The sequence below is a fragment of the Streptosporangium sp. CA-135522 genome, from assembly GCF_050949235.1.
Lineage (GTDB): Bacteria > Actinomycetota > Actinomycetes > Streptosporangiales > Streptosporangiaceae > Streptosporangium.
In genome coordinates, this window is record NZ_CP192026.1 from 1,611,150 (window position 1) to 1,626,240 (window position 15,091).

Here is a 15,091-nt window from a genome sequence, read left to right on the forward strand (position 1 = left end):
GGACCACGTGGCTGATCCACACCATGAGCCCGGTGGGTATGTGTCCCGGAGGGATGACATTCCGGCGGGTCGCCGAGAGGATGGGGACATGGTTGAGGAAGGTGCGCTGCTCTGGGAACCCACCCCGGAGGTCGTGTGGGATGCCAAGATCACCCGCTACATGGAGTGGCTCGGCCGGCCCGGTGACTACGAGTCCCTGTGGCGGTGGTCGGTGGACGCCCCGGCCGACTTCTGGACGTCGGTCTGGGATTACTTCGGTGTCGTGGGGGAGCGTGGTGACGGGCCCGTCATAAGTGGGACGATGCCCGGCGTCGAATGGTTCACCGGATCGACGCTGAACTACGCGGCCAACGCGCTGCGCCGGGCCGCAGACGATCCCGACCGGCCCGCGGTGGTCTTCCGCGACGAGGCGGGCGGGCGGCGGGTGATCACCCTGGGCGAGCTGGCCGAGGAGGTCGGGCGGGTCCGCGCCGGCCTGGCGGGGCTGGGCGTCGGCCGGGGGGACCGCGTCGCGGCGTACGCGCCGAACGTGCCCGAGACGCTGGTCGCCTTCCTCGCCACCGCCTCCCTGGGCGCCGTCTGGTCCTCCTGTTCCCCTGACTTCGGCGCGCCCAGCGTGATCGACCGCTTCACCCAGATCGAGCCGAAGGTGCTCATCGCGGTGGACGGCTACGACTACAACGGCAGGCGGTTCGACCGGGCCGAGGTCGTCCGGGACATCGCCGCCAAGCTGCCGACCCTGGTCGCGCAGGTGCGCATCCCCACCTCGCGCGGTCACGGCGCGCCGGAGGCCGGACAGGCCCCCGCCGAGTCCGGCGCCCCCGTCCTGAGCTGGGCGGACCTGCGGGATTGCACCGGGCCGCTGGACTTCGAGCCGGTGCCGTTCGGCCACCCGCTCTGGATCGTCTACTCCTCCGGCACCACCGGACTGCCCAAGCCGATCGTGCACGGCCACGGTGGCGTGGTGCTGGAGCACCTCAAGGCGCTCTCCTTCCACCAGGACCTGGGCGAGGACGACGTCTTCTTCTGGTACACCACGACCGGCTGGATGATGTGGAACTACCTCATCGGCGGTCTGCTGGTCGGCGCGACGGTGGTCCTCTACGACGGCTCGGCCACCCATCCGGGGACCGACGCGCTGTGGCGGCTGGCGGCCGAGGAGGGGGTCACCTACTTCGGCACCGGCGCGCCGTACCTGATCGCCTCCATGAAGGCGGGCCTGCGGCCCGGCGGGCTCACGGCGCTGCGCGGCCTCGGCTCCACCGGCTCACCGCTGCCGCCGGAGGGGTTCGCGTGGGTGCACGACGCGCTGCCGGAGGTCCAGCTCGGCTCGTTCTCCGGCGGCACCGACGTCTGCACCGGCTTCGTCGGCGCGGTCCCGCTGCTGCCGGTCCGCGCGGGCGTCATCCCGTGCCGATGCCTGGGGGCCGGGGTCGAGTCCTTCGACCCGTCGGGCGCACCGGTGGTCGGAGAGGTCGGAGAGCTGGTGCTGACCGTGCCGATGCCGTCGATGCCGGTCATGTTCTGGAACGACCCCGACGGGACGCGATACCGGGAGAGTTACTTCGCCGACTACCCGGGGGTCTGGCGGCACGGCGACTGGATCAAGATCCTTCCCGACGGCGGCTGCGTCATCTACGGCCGCTCCGACTCCACCCTCAACCGGGGCGGTGTCCGGATGGGCACCAGCGAGTTCTACCGGGTGGTGGAGCGCTTCGACGAGATCGCCGACAGCCTGGTGATCGACACCGGCCAGCTCGGGCAGGAGGGGCGCCTGCTGCTCTACGTCACCGTGGCCGAGGGGGCCGCGCTCTCCGACGAGCTGGTCATGAAGCTGCGCGGTGCTCTGCGGGACGCGCTGTCTCCCCGGCACGTGCCCAACGAGATCATCGAGGTCCCCGGGATCCCGCGCACCCTCAGCGGCAAGAAGCTGGAGGTCCCCGTCCGGAAGATCCTCCTCGGGGTCCCGCCGGAGAAGGCCGCCAACCTCGACGCCATGGCCAATCCCGAGGTCCTGCCCCACTTCATCCCGGTGACGGAGTGACGCCGGTCGCCGCCGGGGCCTCAGCGCGCCGAGGCCCCGGCGGCGCCGAATAGCGGCAGGCATGGTTCGAGGTCGTGGATCTCGAACCCCGCCGGGGTGCTCCAGTCGTCACGGGACAGGCGCAGACGCCGAAGCTCGGTGGCCTCGCCCCTGCGGCTGTGGATCTGGACGCCGTCGTCCCGGTAGCCGAGCTTGCGCGAGACCGCGAGGGAGGCGCGGTTGTCGAAGAACGCCCCCGAGCAGGCGTGACGGGCGCCGAGGCCGTCGAAGGCGAGGTGGAGCACGGCGGCGCGCATCTCGGTGCCGAGGCCTCTCCCCTGGAAACGCCGCCCGAGCCAGGATCCGCTGGCGACCTCGCGGGTCACCGCGAAATCGGTGCCCGACAGCTCCTGCATACCGATGACCTGGCCTTCGAAGACGACGACGAACAGGCAGCTCCACTTCTCCGGTGACCAGCCGGCCCACGTGCCGAAATGGAACCGGACGACGCCGCGCGCCCGTTCGGCGGGATCGGCGTCGGTCCAGGGAGTGGTGAACGGCATGAAGTCCGGATCGTGAACGCCCTCGGCGCCGCGGTCGGCGAGCTCGTCCAGGTCGTCGAGGGACGGGAGCCGGAGCTCCAGACGCGGGGTGGTCACCCGAAGCCGGAAAAGGGGCCAGTTACGCATGCCCCGATCCTGCCGACCGGGTCGCGCGGCGGTCCAGTCAATTACCGGTGGGACACCCCGCCGCGCGTCACCCCGCCCTACGTCGTCACCCCGCCCTACGTCGCCGCGTCACCGGGCTCGGCGGCGAAGCGCCGTCCGGAGAGTGAGCCCGGTGCGCGCTCACAGGCCCTGCGGCAGGCGGAAGAGACGACCGGGGTCGTGGGCGGCCTTGACCCTGGCCAGCCGGTCGGCGTTGGCCCCGTAGTAGGCCGCGCGCCAGCCGCTCAGCTCGGCGTCGATGTAGTTCACGTAGGCGTGGTCGCCGAAGTGGGCGCGCATCCTGGTGTGCGCCGCTCTGGCCCAGGCCGCCGCCCCGGCGCGGTGAGCGTAGTACTGCACGCTGTAGAGGGCGGCCCGGTGCGGGAAGGCGGTGGCCTCCGGGCGGACCCGCCCGACGGCGCCGCCGAGGGCGTCCAGGAGCACGGTGTGGTTGCCGGGCCGGGCGACCTCGGCGACCAGCGCCCTGGCACCGGCCTCGGACAGCGGGCGGTAGGCCATGTGCGACTTGGCCGCGAAGGTGTCCCGGGACAACCTGCCGTCGCGGGTCTGGCCGGGCAGGGAGCCGCCCTGGTGGCATTGGGAGACCGACAGCGTGGAGCAGCCCGCCATGATCATCATGGCCTGGCGGTAGGACGTCTGCCGGACGTAGCTGGAGGAGACCGCGCCGATCCGGCCGGCCAGCCGGTCCAGCAGCCGCTCGCAGCCCGCCCTGTCGCCCACGTAGAGGCCGCCGATCTGCACGTCCGTCCCGCCGTCCCGGCTCAGATGCATCGTGGACCACATGGCGTCCGGGGCGGTGGACGCCCACGCCTGCCACGCCTGGAGCGCCTTGGCGGCCTTCGCCCACGGCCAGTGCAGGAAGAACACCGTGACCTCGCGCGTGGGGTGGGTGCGGAAGCCGAAGGAGACCGCCACGCCGAGATTGCCGCCGCCCCCGCCGCGCGAGGCCCAGTACAGGTCGGGGTTGTGGTCGGCGTCGCAGGTCAGCAGCCGGCCGTCGGCCGTGACGATCTGGACGGACTCCATGGCGTCGCAGGTCAGACCGTACTTTCTGGACACCACGCCGATCCCGCCGCCCAGCGTCAGTCCGCTCACCCCGACCGTGGGGCAGCTGCCCGCCGGGATGCTGACCCCGCTCGTGCCCAGCTTGTCGTAGACGTCGACGAGCTTGGCGCCCGCCCCGACGGTCGCCCGGCCGGCGGCGTAACCGACCTTGTTCATCGGAGAGACATCGATGACCAGCCCTGTCCCGGTGGACCATCCCGCGTAGGAGTGGCCGCCCGACCGCACGGTCAGGGGCACGTTCGTCCGCCGGGCGAAGCCGACGCACTCGGCCACGTCGGAGGGATTGGCGCAGTAGGCCACGCCCGCGGGCCGCACCGCGTCGAAGGCGGGGTTGAACAGGCGGCGGGCCGTGTCGTAGGAGGCGTCGCCCGGCCTGATGAGCCTGCCCTCCAGGCCGCCGGCCAGAGCGTTCCAATCCGAGCGGGAAGGGGCGGCCGAGGCGGGCGGCCCGGCGCCCAGTGTCAGGGCGGCCATGCCGCCGATCCTAAGAAATGTCCGCCTGTCCGGAGCGGGCCGCATGATCGTCTCCCGAGGGTTTTCGTCGCCTGCCCGTTGAGACGGCCGTCCGGCCCGCATGGTTGGTCACATTCGCATCACTTCGGGGAACGGGCCGTGGGTCCTCGCGGCTCCGTCCGGCGGGCGCAGCCGTGCCGAAGATCATGCGAAGTCATCGGACGCGCCCGTCGCGGAGCCCTACGATTGGCCGGAGGGCGCCGATCGCCGCCCGGCCGCCCGGCAGACGCCCCGGCCGCCCGGCGGGACGTGAAACCCGGTTCCGGTCCTCTCGGAGTGACCGGCCGTCACATTGACGTTTTCCAGCTTTTCGGGTGATATCAGGAGCGGCGGTGTGTTTCGGTCAACGGGGATCGAAGCAACTGACCGCTGGAGGTGTTGTGCCGCGGGCCGTGCCCGGTGGGCGGAGTTTCGGCGGACGGGGGGCGCGGTGGCGTCACCCCTTCGAGGCCACCGTGTGGGATGCTTGGCTCACCGCCCTATCCCAGCGCGGATCCGCCGTTTCCGATCAGGAGACCTCCGGTTCCCCGCTGACGGTGGCGAGACACCGCGGCTCCCATGACGATCCGCGGCGACTGGCCGAGGGCCCGCTCATCCATGTCGAGACCCCCGCCCCGCCGCGGGCGCGTCGCGCGTGGACGCCCGGGCGGCGGATCGGCGCGCGGCCGTACGCGGTGACCCGGCGGGAACGCCGGGTACGGCGGGGCGCGGGCCCGCATCACTTCCCTCCGCCGGGGAACCTACGGACTTAGCCGTGTATCCCCATCAAATATGCAAAAACCCCTCACAAAGGAGTGAGAGCGACATGCCGCTCGACGAGGCGAAGGACGAGCTGCTCAGGAGTGCCGCCGAGATGTGCGTGCACACACCGGGCAGCGACCACGTGGGTGTTGAGGAGGCGCTCGCCTATCTCCGGCTCTACTACCGGCATGTCGCGCCAGAGGACCTGCTCAGCCGCAACCCGGTCGACGTGTACGGCCCGGCCATGGCGCAGCGGCAGCTCGCGGAGAAGCGCCCCCAGGGTCGTGCCCTGGTGCGGGCCTACACGCCGAGCCTGGAGGAGCACGGCTGGGACCCCGGGTGTTCGGTCGTCGAGGTGGTCACCGACGACATGCCCTTCCTGGTCGACTCGGTGACGATGGAGCTCGACCGGCACCAGATCGGCACCCAGCTCGTCGTGCACCCCCAGATGCGGGTGCGCCGGGACATGACCGGCAAGCTGCTCGGCCGGGATCAGGCCGACATGACGGGGCAGACGCTCGTCGAGTCCTGGATGCACTTCGAGATCGACCGGCAGGCCGACCAGGCCGCGCTCAAGGACCTGGAGGCCGACCTGCAGCGGGTCCTGTCCGACGTGCGCTACGCCGTCGAGGACTTCGTCAAGATGCGGGCCCTGGCCGTACAGACCGCCGAGGACGTGTCGGTCAACCCGCCGCCGCTGGACCTGGCGGGGGTCGAGGACAGCCTGGAGCTGATGCGCTGGCTGGCCGACGGGCACTTCACCTTCCTCGGCTACCGCGAATACCGCCTGGAGGCGAGCGAGGAGGGCGACACGCTGCGCCCGGTGCCCGGGACGGGACTGGGCATCCTGCGCCACGACAAGGCGGGCTCCGACAGCTTCGCCGCGCTCTCCCCGGAACTGCGCGCCAAGGCCCGTGAGAAGCAGCAGATGCTGATCATCACCAAGGCCAACACGCGCGCCACCGTGCACCGTCCGGCCTACCTGGACTACGTGGGGGTGAAGCTCTTCGACGCCTCCGGCGAGGTCGTCGGCGAGCGGCGCTTCCTCGGCCTGCTCACCCACGTGGCCTACAGCGAGTCGATCTCCCGCATCCCGGTGCTCCGGCGCAAGCTGGCCGAGGTGCTCGACCTGGCGGGGCTGGCCGCCGACAGCCACGACGGCAAGGACCTCATCGAGATCCTGGAGACCTTCCCCCGGGACGAGCTCTTCCAGACCTCGGTGGAGCAGCTCCTGCCGATCGCGCTCGGCGTGCTCAGGCTGCGCGAGCGCAAGCAGGTCAAGGTCTTCCTGCGCCCGGACGACTACGGCCGCTACATCTCCTGCCTGATCTACCTGCCCCGCGACCGCTACACCACCAAGATCCGTGTCAAGATGCAGGAGATCCTGCTCAAGGCCGTGGGCGGCGCTTCCTTCGACTACAGCGCGATGATCGGCGAGTCGGCCCTCGCCCGGCTGCACGTGGTCGTGCGCGGCGAGCGGGGCAGGCCGCTGGACCCCGACGCGGTCGACGTGGAGGAGCTGGAGGCCAAGCTGGCCGCCGCCACCCGCTCCTGGGACGACGACCTGAGCGCCGCCATCGCCGAGCTGAGCTCGGAGGAGGAGGCCCCCGCGCTCATCCGCCGGTACGCCTCGGCCTTCCCCGAGGGCTACAAGGCCGACTTCCCGGCCCGGATGGCCGTCGCCGACCTGCGCCGCCTGGAGGCGCTCGCCGGCTCCTCCGACGAGATCGGGATGAACCTCTACGAGCCGTACGACGCCGCCGAGGGTGAACGCCGCTTCAAGCTCTACCGGATCGGTGGGTCCATCTCCCTGTCGCACGTGCTGCCGCTGCTTCAGCGGATGGGCGTCGAGGTGGTCGACGAGCGGCCCTACGAGATCGACCGCGCCGGCGCCCCGGAGGCCAGGGACGCCTGGATCTACGACTTCGGCCTGCGCTACATCCCCTCCGGGGAGGTGGACAGGGACGAGTTCAAGCGGCTGTTCCAGGACGCGTTCGGCGCGCTGTGGCGGGGCCGGGTGGAGAGCGACGGGTTCAACGGGCTCGTCCTGGCCGCCGGGCTGACGTGGGAGCAGGCCGAGATCCTGCGGGTCTACGCCAAGTATCTGCGCCAGGCCGGGACCACGTTCAGCCAGAACTACATCGAGCAGGTGCTGCTGGGCAACGTACGGCTCGCCCGGCTGCTGGTGCGGCTGTTCGAGGCCAGGCTCGACCCCCGGCGCTCGGAGGAGGTCCGCTCGGAGCTGCAGGACGCGCTGCACGAGGAGATCCTCGGCGCGCTGGACGATGTGGCGTCCCTGGACGAGGACCGGATCCTGCGGGCCTACCTGGAGATGATCAACGCCACGCTGCGGACGAACTTCTTCCAGAAGGAGGACGGCGAGCGCAAGCCGTACGTCAGCCTGAAACTCGACTCGCCGTCGATCAGCGTGCTGCCGCTGCCCCGGCCGAAATTCGAGATCTTCGTCTACTCGCCGCGGGTCGAGGGTGTGCACCTGCGCTTCGGCAAGGTGGCGCGGGGCGGCCTGCGCTGGTCGGACCGGATGGAGGACTTCCGCACCGAGGTGCTCGGGCTGGTGAAGGCGCAGATGGTGAAGAACACCGTCATCGTCCCCACCGGCTCCAAGGGTGGCTTCGTCGTGAAAAATCCGCCTAAGTCGGGTGCCCGAGAGGATGTGCTGGCCGAGGGAATCGCCTGCTACCGGATGTTCATCTCCGGCCTGCTGGACCTCACCGACAACCTCGTCGACGGCCAGGTGGTCCCGCCCGCCGACGTGGTCAGGCACGACGGGGACGACACCTACCTGGTGGTCGCCGCAGACAAGGGCACCGCGACCTTCTCCGACATCGCCAACGGCGTGGCCAAGCAGTACGGCTTCTGGCTGGGCGACGCCTTCGCCTCCGGCGGCTCGATCGGCTACGACCACAAGGCCATGGGCATCACCGCCCGCGGCGCCTGGGAGTCGGTCAAGTACCACTTCCGCACGACCGGGGTGGACATCCAGACCACCGACTTCACCGTGGTCGGCGTCGGCGACATGTCCGGTGACGTGTTCGGCAACGGCATGCTGCTCTCCCAGCACATCAGGCTGATCGCCGCCTTCGACCACCGGCACGTCTTCGTCGACCCGGACCCGGACGCCGCGCGCAGCTACGCCGAGCGGGCCCGGCTGTTCGCGCTGCCGCGCAGCTCGTGGGCCGACTACGACGCCTCGCTCATCGCGCAGGGCGGCGGTGTCTGGCCGCGCACGGCCAAGTCGATCCCGGTGTCCCCGCAGATGCGCGCCGCGCTCGGCATCGCCGACGGGGTGGTCTCGCTGGCCCCCAACGACCTGATCAGCGCCATCCTGCGGGCCCCGGTGGACCTGCTGTGGAACGGCGGCATCGGCACCTACGCCAAGGCGTCCGGCGAGTCGAACGCCGACGTCGGGGACAAGGCCAACGACGGCCTGCGGGTCAACGCCTCCGAGCTGCGCTGCAAGGTGATCGGCGAGGGCGGCAACCTGGGCTTCACCCAGCTCGCCCGGATCGAGTTCGCGCTCAACGGCGGGCTCGTCAACACCGACTTCATCGACAACTCCGCGGGCGTGGACACCTCCGACCACGAGGTGAACATCAAGGTCCTGCTGGACCGGGCGGTCCGCGACGGAGAACTCACCGACAAGCAGCGCAACCAGCTCTTCCTCGACATGACCGACGAGGTCGCCGAGCTGGTCCTGCGGGACAACTACGACCAGAACGTGGTGCTGGCCGCCGCCCGCGCGCAGGCCACCGAGATGTTGCACATCCACTCGCGCCAGCTGCGCAAGCTGGAGCGGGCCGGACTGGTCAACCGGCAGCTGGAGTTCCTGCCGTCGGACAAGACGCTCGCCGAGCGGCGCCAGGCCGGGCTCGGGCTGACCGCGCCGGAGTTCTCGGTGCTGCTGGCCTACACCAAGCTGGTGGTGGACGCCGAGATCCTCGGCTCCGACCTGCCCGACGACCCCTACCTGGCGTCCTGGCTGGTGTCCTACTTCCCGACGGCGCTGCGCGAGCGCTTCCGCGACTACATGGACACCCACCCGCTCCGCCGGGAGATCATCACCACCGGCGTGGTGAACGACCTGGTCAACTCCAGCGGGACCACCTTCATGTTCCGCCTCGGCGAGGAGAGCGGCGCGTCCACCCCGGACATCGCCCGCGCCTACCTCGTCACGCGTGAGGTCTTCGACCTGTCCAGTTTCTGGCGGCAGATCGAGGAGCTGGACAACAAGGTGGACACCGCGACCCAGATCGCCATGGAGCTGGAGGCCCGCAAGCTGGCCGAGCGCGGCACCCGCTGGCTGCTCGGCAACCGCCGCGCGCCGCTGGACCTGGCCTCCACGGTGAGCTTCTTCGCCAAGGGCATGAACGGCCTGCTGGCGCACCTGCCCAAGCTGCTGACCGGGTCCGACCTGGCGGCGTTCGAGGAGCGGCGGGACGGGTTCGTCGCCCGCGGCGTGCCCGCGGAGCTGGCCGAGCGGGTCGCCGCGATGGTCCCCGCCTACTCCACGTTCGACCTGGTGGAGGCGGCCGCCCACACCGGCAGGCCGGTGAACGAGGTGGCCGAGGTCTACTTCGACCTGGCCGACCGGCTCCAGCTGTCCGGGCTGCGCGAGCGCGTCATCGCGCTGCCACGGGACAACCGGTGGAACTCCATGGCGCGGGCCGCCCTGCGTGACGACCTGTACGCCGCGCACGCCACGCTCACCCGTGACGTCCTGGTGCACAGCGAGCCAGGACTGTCGCCCGAGGAGCGCCTGGCGCGCTGGACCGAGGCCAACTCGGCGGCGACGGCCCGCGCCCGGCAGACCCTGTCGGAGATCTGGGAGAGCGACAACTTCGATCTCGCCACGCTGTCGGTGGCGCTGCGTGCGATCCGCACGCTGGTGGCGGCCACCAACCTGCCGCACAGCGAGGCCTGAGCGCCCGCTCCGGCGACCCCGGGCCCCGCTCGCGGGGCCCGGTGGTCTCCTCCGGGCTCCCGGCGGGTCCCTCAGGAGACGAAGACCTTGGTGAGACCGCCCAGGTAGCCGATGATCCTGGCGGATTTGCGGCTGTTCCTGGCCGGGACCACGCTCACGTACTGCTGGACCTCCACGGTGCGCAACTCCTTGGTGACGCTGGTCTCCTTGGTCAGCCCCCTGGCCTCAGGCGGCACCCTGATCTCCCCGCAGGGCTCGACCTTGCTGGTCACGGTGGTGGTCCTGGTCAGCGAATACATGACCATGGCCCCGCCGTCGGCGGTGCGCAGCGCCTGCACCGGGAATCCGCTCGCGGCGAAGATCGAGTCGTATCCCGTGCACTGCTTCTCCTTGTAGAACAGCCGCTTGGTCGCGATCTCGTCGGCGTAGCCGGTGGTGTGCGGACCCTTCTCGATCAGCCCGGCGGTGAATCCCGCCGTGCCCTCCTCCGCCGAGGTCGCGTGCAGCGGCGCCATGAGCCGCGGGCTGATCGCGACGGTCGGGTCCTCGTAGTCCAGCGCGACGGCGTAACCCTGCGCGTCCTTGGCGATCTCCGGTGCCCGCATCCCCGGCTCCAGCAGCGAGACGGAGCTGATGGACCACCGTCCGCCCTCCTCGATCAGGGTCAGCACGGCGGGCCGCACGTCGCCCGTCTCGTCCTCGCGGTCCACGATCGCGGCGAACCAGAAGGGACCGCGCTGCTCGCGGGGGACCAGCAGTTGCGGCCTGCCCCAGGTGTAGCGGGCGGGCGCGCCCGCCGCGTCGTTGAGGGCCTTCTGCCCGTCGCGGAACTGCCTGGCCCGGTTCCTGTCGTCGGCGTCCTGGCGCGGCGAGGCCAGGCTCAGCACCCGGTCGGCGCCCAGGACGCCCGCCAGAGCCCGGCCCGCCTCGACGAGCGTGACCTCGGGTGCGGCAAGGGCGGCGGGGGTGGCGCTGGAGCCGGTGGCCGAAGGGGTCCGCGTCGCGGGGGCGCCGCCGGAACCCGAACAGGCCGTGGTCGCGGCGAGCAGGGTCAGGGCGAGCGCGAGCAGATCTCGTCGCCCACGTCCCCGCACGTCCGCCTCCCGATGGTCCCCTCGCGGGCCCATGCTAACCATCGTGGGGGTGCGAGCCGTACACAACGGGGTTCGGCGGTCGCGTACCCTTTACAGACGTGGCACTCATCGATCCGGCAGAAGAGATCGCCGAGCTTACCGGCACCCTGAACAGCATTCAGGACGTGCTCGACCTCGACGCGATACGCAAGCAGCTCGAGGAGCTCGGGGAGCAGGCCGCCGCGCCCGACCTGTGGAACGACCAGGAGCGGGCTCAGAAGGTCACCAGCAAGCTCTCCTACCTGCAGGGTGAGGTCAACAGGGTCGAGTCCCTGGGGCAGCGGCTGGAGGATCTGGCCGTCCTCTACGAGCTCGCCGCGGCCGAGGACGACGAGGACACCCGCGAGGAGGCCGACCGCGAGCTGGCCTCCCTCAAGAGCGACATCGGCGCCCTCGAGGTCCGCACCCTGCTCTCGGGCGAGTACGACGGCCGTGAGGCGGTCGTCACGATCCAGTCCCAGGCGGGCGGTGTGGACGCCGCCGACTGGGCGCAGATGCTCCAGCGGATGTACCTGCGATGGGCCGAGCGCAAGGGCTATCCGACGGAGGTCTACGAGACCTCCTACGCCGAGGAGGCCGGCATCAAGTCGACCACCTTCACGGTGAAGGCGCCCTACGCCTACGGCACGCTCCGCGGCGAGCACGGCACGCACCGGCTGGTGCGCATCAGCCCGTTCGACAACCAGGGCCGCCGCCAGACCTCCTTCGCCGGCGTCGACGTGGTGCCGGTGGTCGAGACGACCGACCACATCGACATCAACGAGGACGACCTGCGCGTCGACGTCTACCGTTCCTCCGGCCCCGGCGGCCAGGGCGTCAACACCACCGACTCGGCGGTGCGCCTGACCCACCTGCCCACCGGCATCGTGGTCTCCTGCCAGAACGAGCGCTCCCAGCTGCAGAACAAGGCGACCGCGATGGCGGTCCTGCAGTCCAAGCTGCTGGAGCGCAAGCGGCAGGAGGAGGCCGCGGCGCTGAACGAGATCCGGGGAGAGTCCACCACCTCGTGGGGCACCCAGATCCGCAACTACGTGCTGCACCCCTACCAGATCGTCAAGGACCTGCGGACCGGCACCGAGGCCGGCAACCCGAGCGCGGTGCTCGACGGAGACCTCGACGAGTTCATCGAGTCGGAGATCCGGTGGACCCGCCGCCAGGAGTCGGGCGTCGAGAGCTAGAACCCCGGCACCCCGGGTGCGCGTGAGGTGCCGTCAGAGCGTCCCGGAGGTGTCCGGGGCGCTTTCGGCCTTCTACGGAGGTCCTCGGAGGCCTCCAACGACTTCGGCGGCCCTCAGGTGCCTGCGGCCGGTCGAGAGGCCGTAGGCGCCCGGGGCGGTTCAGGCGCCCGTGATGTGCTTCAGGGCGAGGGTGAGAAAGAGCAGGGCGATCAGTGCCAGGGCGACGAGCGCGGGGGTCATCCCGCCGAGCCCGTGGTGGTGCATTCGCTCGCGGTTGGCGCGGCACAGCGGGCAGCGGCCCTCCGCGACAGGGTGGGCGCACCCCGCGCAGACCAGGTCTTCACAGCTCATGATGTCCTCCCTCTCCGAGGTTAGAACCACTTTAGGCGGTCGTTACCGGGCGCCGAATCGTTTTGTTTCCGTTATGGACTTTCCATGCCAGTCTTCCCCCTAGACTGGGCTCCGGCCAACCGGAACGTCGATCAAGAGTAAAGACCGGCGCCCCCCGGCCGGCGAGAGGCGGAAGTGGCCCTCTGCCACTCCCGCGACCGTCCTAACCCCTAGACTGGCATGCCGTGATGCGCCCGTGATCCATTTTGATAATGTCACCAAGGTCTACGCGAACCAGAACCGGCCCGCGTTGGACCACGTCAGCGTCGATGTCGACAAGGGCGAGTTCGTGTTCCTCGTCGGCCCTTCGGGGTCCGGGAAGTCGACCTTTCTTCGCCTGGTCCTGAAGGAGGAGCGTCCCAACTCGGGCGCGATCCACGTGGCCGGCAAGGACCTCGCTCGACTGTCCAACTTCAAGATTCCGCACCTGCGCCGCCGGATCGGCTGTGTCTTCCAGGACTTCCGGCTCCTGCCGAACAAGAACGTGTACGAGAACGTCGCGTTCGCCCTGGAGGTCATCGGCAAGCCCCGCCGGTTCATCCGCAAGGTCGTGCCCGAGGTCGTCGAGCTCGTCGGCCTCGAGGGCAAGGCCCATCGGATGCCCGACGAGCTGTCCGGTGGCGAGCAGCAGCGGGTCGCGATGGCCCGCGCCTTCGTCAACCGGCCTATGATCCTGCTTGCCGACGAGCCGACCGGAAACATCGACCCGGCCACGAGCATCGGCATCATGAAGGTGCTCGATCGGATCAACCGGACCGGTACCACCGTCGTCATGGCCACGCACGACGCGGCCATCGTCGACTCCATGCGCAAGCGCGTAGTGGAACTGGAGGACGGAAAGATCGTCCGAGACCAGTCGCGTGGCGTGTACGGCCAGGCGTACTGACACCAGGACCAGAAGAAGCGACAGGAAGAGCATGCGGGCAAACTTCATCTTCTCCGAGGTCTGGATCGGCCTCCGCCGTAACCTCACGATGACCGTCGCGGTCATCATGACCGTGGCCATCGGCATGGCTTTGCTGGGTGTGGGTCTGATGATCAACTCTCAGATCTCCAGCATGAAGGACTTCTGGTCGGACAAGGTCGAGGTCTCCGTCTTCCTGTGCAAGAAGAACGACCCCTTCCCGCAGTGCAAGGGCAGCGGCGGCGTCAACGCGCAGGAACAGACCGCCCTCAAGTCGCAGATCGAGAGCATGCCGCAGGTCCAGGGCGTGCAGTTCGAGGACGCGGCGAAGGCCTACGAGAACTTCAAGGAGCAGTTCAAGAACGACACCGTGATGCTCTCCGCCATCCAGGTCGGGGACATGCCGGAGTCGTTCCGGGTCAAGCTCAAGGATCCCGAGACCTACGAGGCGGTCATCCAGAGCCTCAAGGGCGCCCCGGGAGTCTCCACCGTGGTCAACCAGAAGGCGATCCTGGAGAAGTTCTTCGGGTTGCTGGAGAGCCTCGGCTGGGCCGCTCTGGTGATCGCGATCATCCTGGTCTTCGCGGCCGCGCTGCTGATCGGGAACACGGTCCGCCTGTCCGCCTACAACCGCAGACGTGAGACCGGGATCATGCGGCTGGTCGGCGCGTCCAACCTCTACATCCAGCTCCCGTTCGTGATGGAGGGGGTCATCGCCGGCCTGCTCGGCGGCGTGGTGGCCGCGGTGCTGCTGATCGTCAGCAAGGTGTTCCTCTTCGACAAGGTCCAGGCCTACCTGGCCAACACCCCGCTCACGTGGGAGACCGTCGCCGGGGTGATCACCCTTACGATGATCATCGGTGTGCTCATCTGCGTGCTCGCCTCGTTCGTCACGCTCCGCCGCTATCTGCGGGTGTGACGCGGCAGTGTCCGCGGCCCACCCGTCGAGCGCGCCCGTGCCCTCGGGCGCGGCCGACCGCTCCGGTCCCCGGTAGGCTCAAGGGCATGCCACGTGAGACCGGGCGGAAGGCCATCGCCCAGAACAAGCGTGCCTGGCACGACTACCACATCGAAGACACCTACGAAGCTGGTCTCGTGTTGCAGGGCACCGAGGTCAAGTCGCTGCGCCTTGGCCGCGCCTCCCTCACCGACGGTTACGCGGTCATCAAGGACGGCGAGGCCTGGTTGATCAACGTCCACATCCCCGAGTACACGATGGGGACGTGGACGAACCACGCGGCGCGCCGCACCCGCAAGCTGCTGCTGCACCGCAAGGAAATCGACAAGCTGGTCTCCAAGACCAAGGAGGGCGGCCTGACCCTGGTGCCGCTCGCGATCTACTTCAAGGACGGCAAGGCCAAGATCGAGATTGGCCTTGCGAAGGGCAAGAAAGACTGGGACAAGCGGCAGACGCTGGCCGAGAATCAGGCCAAGCGTGAGATGGCCCGCTCGCTGAGGTACAGGAACAGGTAAT

General features: G+C 69.8%; 10 protein-coding genes. 6 read left to right on the forward strand and 4 right to left on the reverse strand.

What is annotated here, in order from left to right; all coding sequences use genetic code 11:
- Window positions 1-88: 88 nt before the first annotated feature.
- A complete protein-coding gene (locus tag ACQPYK_RS07870; protein WP_433252466.1) occupies window positions 89-2,044 on the forward strand; it encodes an acetoacetate--CoA ligase in 1,956 nt (651 codons plus the stop codon).
- Window positions 2,045-2,064: 20 nt separating this feature from the next.
- Here the strand turns inward: ACQPYK_RS07870 and ACQPYK_RS07875 are convergent, their stop codons facing one another.
- Complete coding sequence (locus tag ACQPYK_RS07875) at window positions 2,065-2,712, reverse strand: GNAT family N-acetyltransferase (RefSeq protein WP_433252469.1); 648 nt, start codon at window positions 2,710-2,712, stop codon at window positions 2,065-2,067.
- 159 nt (window positions 2,713-2,871) lie between these two features.
- Entirely contained in the window at window positions 2,872-4,290 is a 1,419-nt protein-coding gene (locus tag ACQPYK_RS07880; RefSeq protein ID WP_433252472.1) for an FAD-binding oxidoreductase, read from the reverse strand.
- Window positions 4,291-5,134: 844 nt separating this feature from the next.
- Between ACQPYK_RS07880 and ACQPYK_RS07885 the strand changes: the two genes are divergently transcribed.
- Complete coding sequence (locus ACQPYK_RS07885; protein WP_433252475.1) at window positions 5,135-10,012, forward strand: NAD-glutamate dehydrogenase; 4,878 nt, start codon at window positions 5,135-5,137, stop codon at window positions 10,010-10,012.
- Between the two features lie 71 nt (window positions 10,013-10,083).
- On the opposite strand, the gene ACQPYK_RS07890 is transcribed toward ACQPYK_RS07885, so the two are convergent.
- Window positions 10,084-11,139 carry a hypothetical protein gene (locus ACQPYK_RS07890; RefSeq protein WP_433252478.1) on the reverse strand — a complete coding sequence of 352 codons (1,056 nt, stop codon included), beginning with the start codon at window positions 11,137-11,139 and terminating at the stop codon, window positions 10,084-10,086.
- A 65-nt stretch (window positions 11,140-11,204) separates the two neighbouring features.
- Here ACQPYK_RS07890 and prfB point away from each other — a divergent pair, with 65 nt between their 5' ends.
- Window positions 11,205-12,323 carry a peptide chain release factor 2 gene (prfB, locus tag ACQPYK_RS07895; protein WP_433252481.1) on the forward strand — a complete coding sequence of 373 codons (1,119 nt, stop codon included), beginning with the start codon at window positions 11,205-11,207 and terminating at the stop codon, window positions 12,321-12,323.
- 159 nt (window positions 12,324-12,482) lie between these two features.
- On the opposite strand, the gene ACQPYK_RS07900 is transcribed toward prfB, so the two are convergent.
- Window positions 12,483-12,674, reverse strand: a complete 192-nt coding sequence (locus tag ACQPYK_RS07900) for a hypothetical protein (RefSeq protein ID WP_433252484.1) — start codon at window positions 12,672-12,674, stop codon at window positions 12,483-12,485.
- A gap of 235 nt (window positions 12,675-12,909) precedes the next feature.
- Here ACQPYK_RS07900 and ftsE point away from each other — a divergent pair, with 235 nt between their 5' ends.
- The 3 genes from ftsE (at window position 12,910) to smpB (ending at window position 15,090) form a co-directional block, all read left to right on the forward strand.
- Window positions 12,910-13,599, forward strand: a complete 690-nt coding sequence (gene ftsE / locus ACQPYK_RS07905) for a cell division ATP-binding protein FtsE (RefSeq protein ID WP_012888192.1) — start codon at window positions 12,910-12,912, stop codon at window positions 13,597-13,599.
- A 31-nt stretch (window positions 13,600-13,630) separates the two neighbouring features.
- Window positions 13,631-14,536, forward strand: a complete 906-nt coding sequence (gene ftsX / locus ACQPYK_RS07910) for a permease-like cell division protein FtsX (protein WP_433252487.1) — start codon at window positions 13,631-13,633, stop codon at window positions 14,534-14,536.
- 86 nt (window positions 14,537-14,622) lie between these two features.
- On the forward strand, window positions 14,623-15,090 hold the full coding sequence (gene smpB / locus ACQPYK_RS07915; RefSeq protein WP_433252490.1) for an SsrA-binding protein SmpB: 468 nt from the start codon (window positions 14,623-14,625) through the stop codon (window positions 15,088-15,090).
- Window position 15,091 lies beyond the last annotated feature (1 nt).

What these genes read in the sequence shown, in the direction of transcription:
- ACQPYK_RS07875 (WP_433252469.1), bottom strand. Translation starts at nt 2,712, where the DNA reads ATGCGTAACTGGCCCCTTTTCCGGCTTCGGGTGACCACCCCGCGTCTG.
- ACQPYK_RS07890 (WP_433252478.1), bottom strand. Translation starts at nt 11,139, where the DNA reads ATGGGCCCGCGAGGGGACCATCGGGAGGCGGACGTGCGGGGACGTGGG.
- ftsX (WP_433252487.1), top strand. Translation starts at nt 13,631, where the DNA reads ATGCGGGCAAACTTCATCTTCTCCGAGGTCTGGATCGGCCTCCGCCGT.
- smpB (WP_433252490.1), top strand. Translation starts at nt 14,623, where the DNA reads ATGCCACGTGAGACCGGGCGGAAGGCCATCGCCCAGAACAAGCGTGCC.
- ACQPYK_RS07900 (WP_433252484.1), bottom strand. Translation starts at nt 12,674, where the DNA reads ATGAGCTGTGAAGACCTGGTCTGCGCGGGGTGCGCCCACCCTGTCGCG.
- ACQPYK_RS07880 (WP_433252472.1), bottom strand. Translation starts at nt 4,290, where the DNA reads ATGGCCGCCCTGACACTGGGCGCCGGGCCGCCCGCCTCGGCCGCCCCT.
- ACQPYK_RS07885 (WP_433252475.1), top strand. Translation starts at nt 5,135, where the DNA reads ATGCCGCTCGACGAGGCGAAGGACGAGCTGCTCAGGAGTGCCGCCGAG.
- ACQPYK_RS07870 (WP_433252466.1), top strand. Translation starts at nt 89, where the DNA reads ATGGTTGAGGAAGGTGCGCTGCTCTGGGAACCCACCCCGGAGGTCGTG.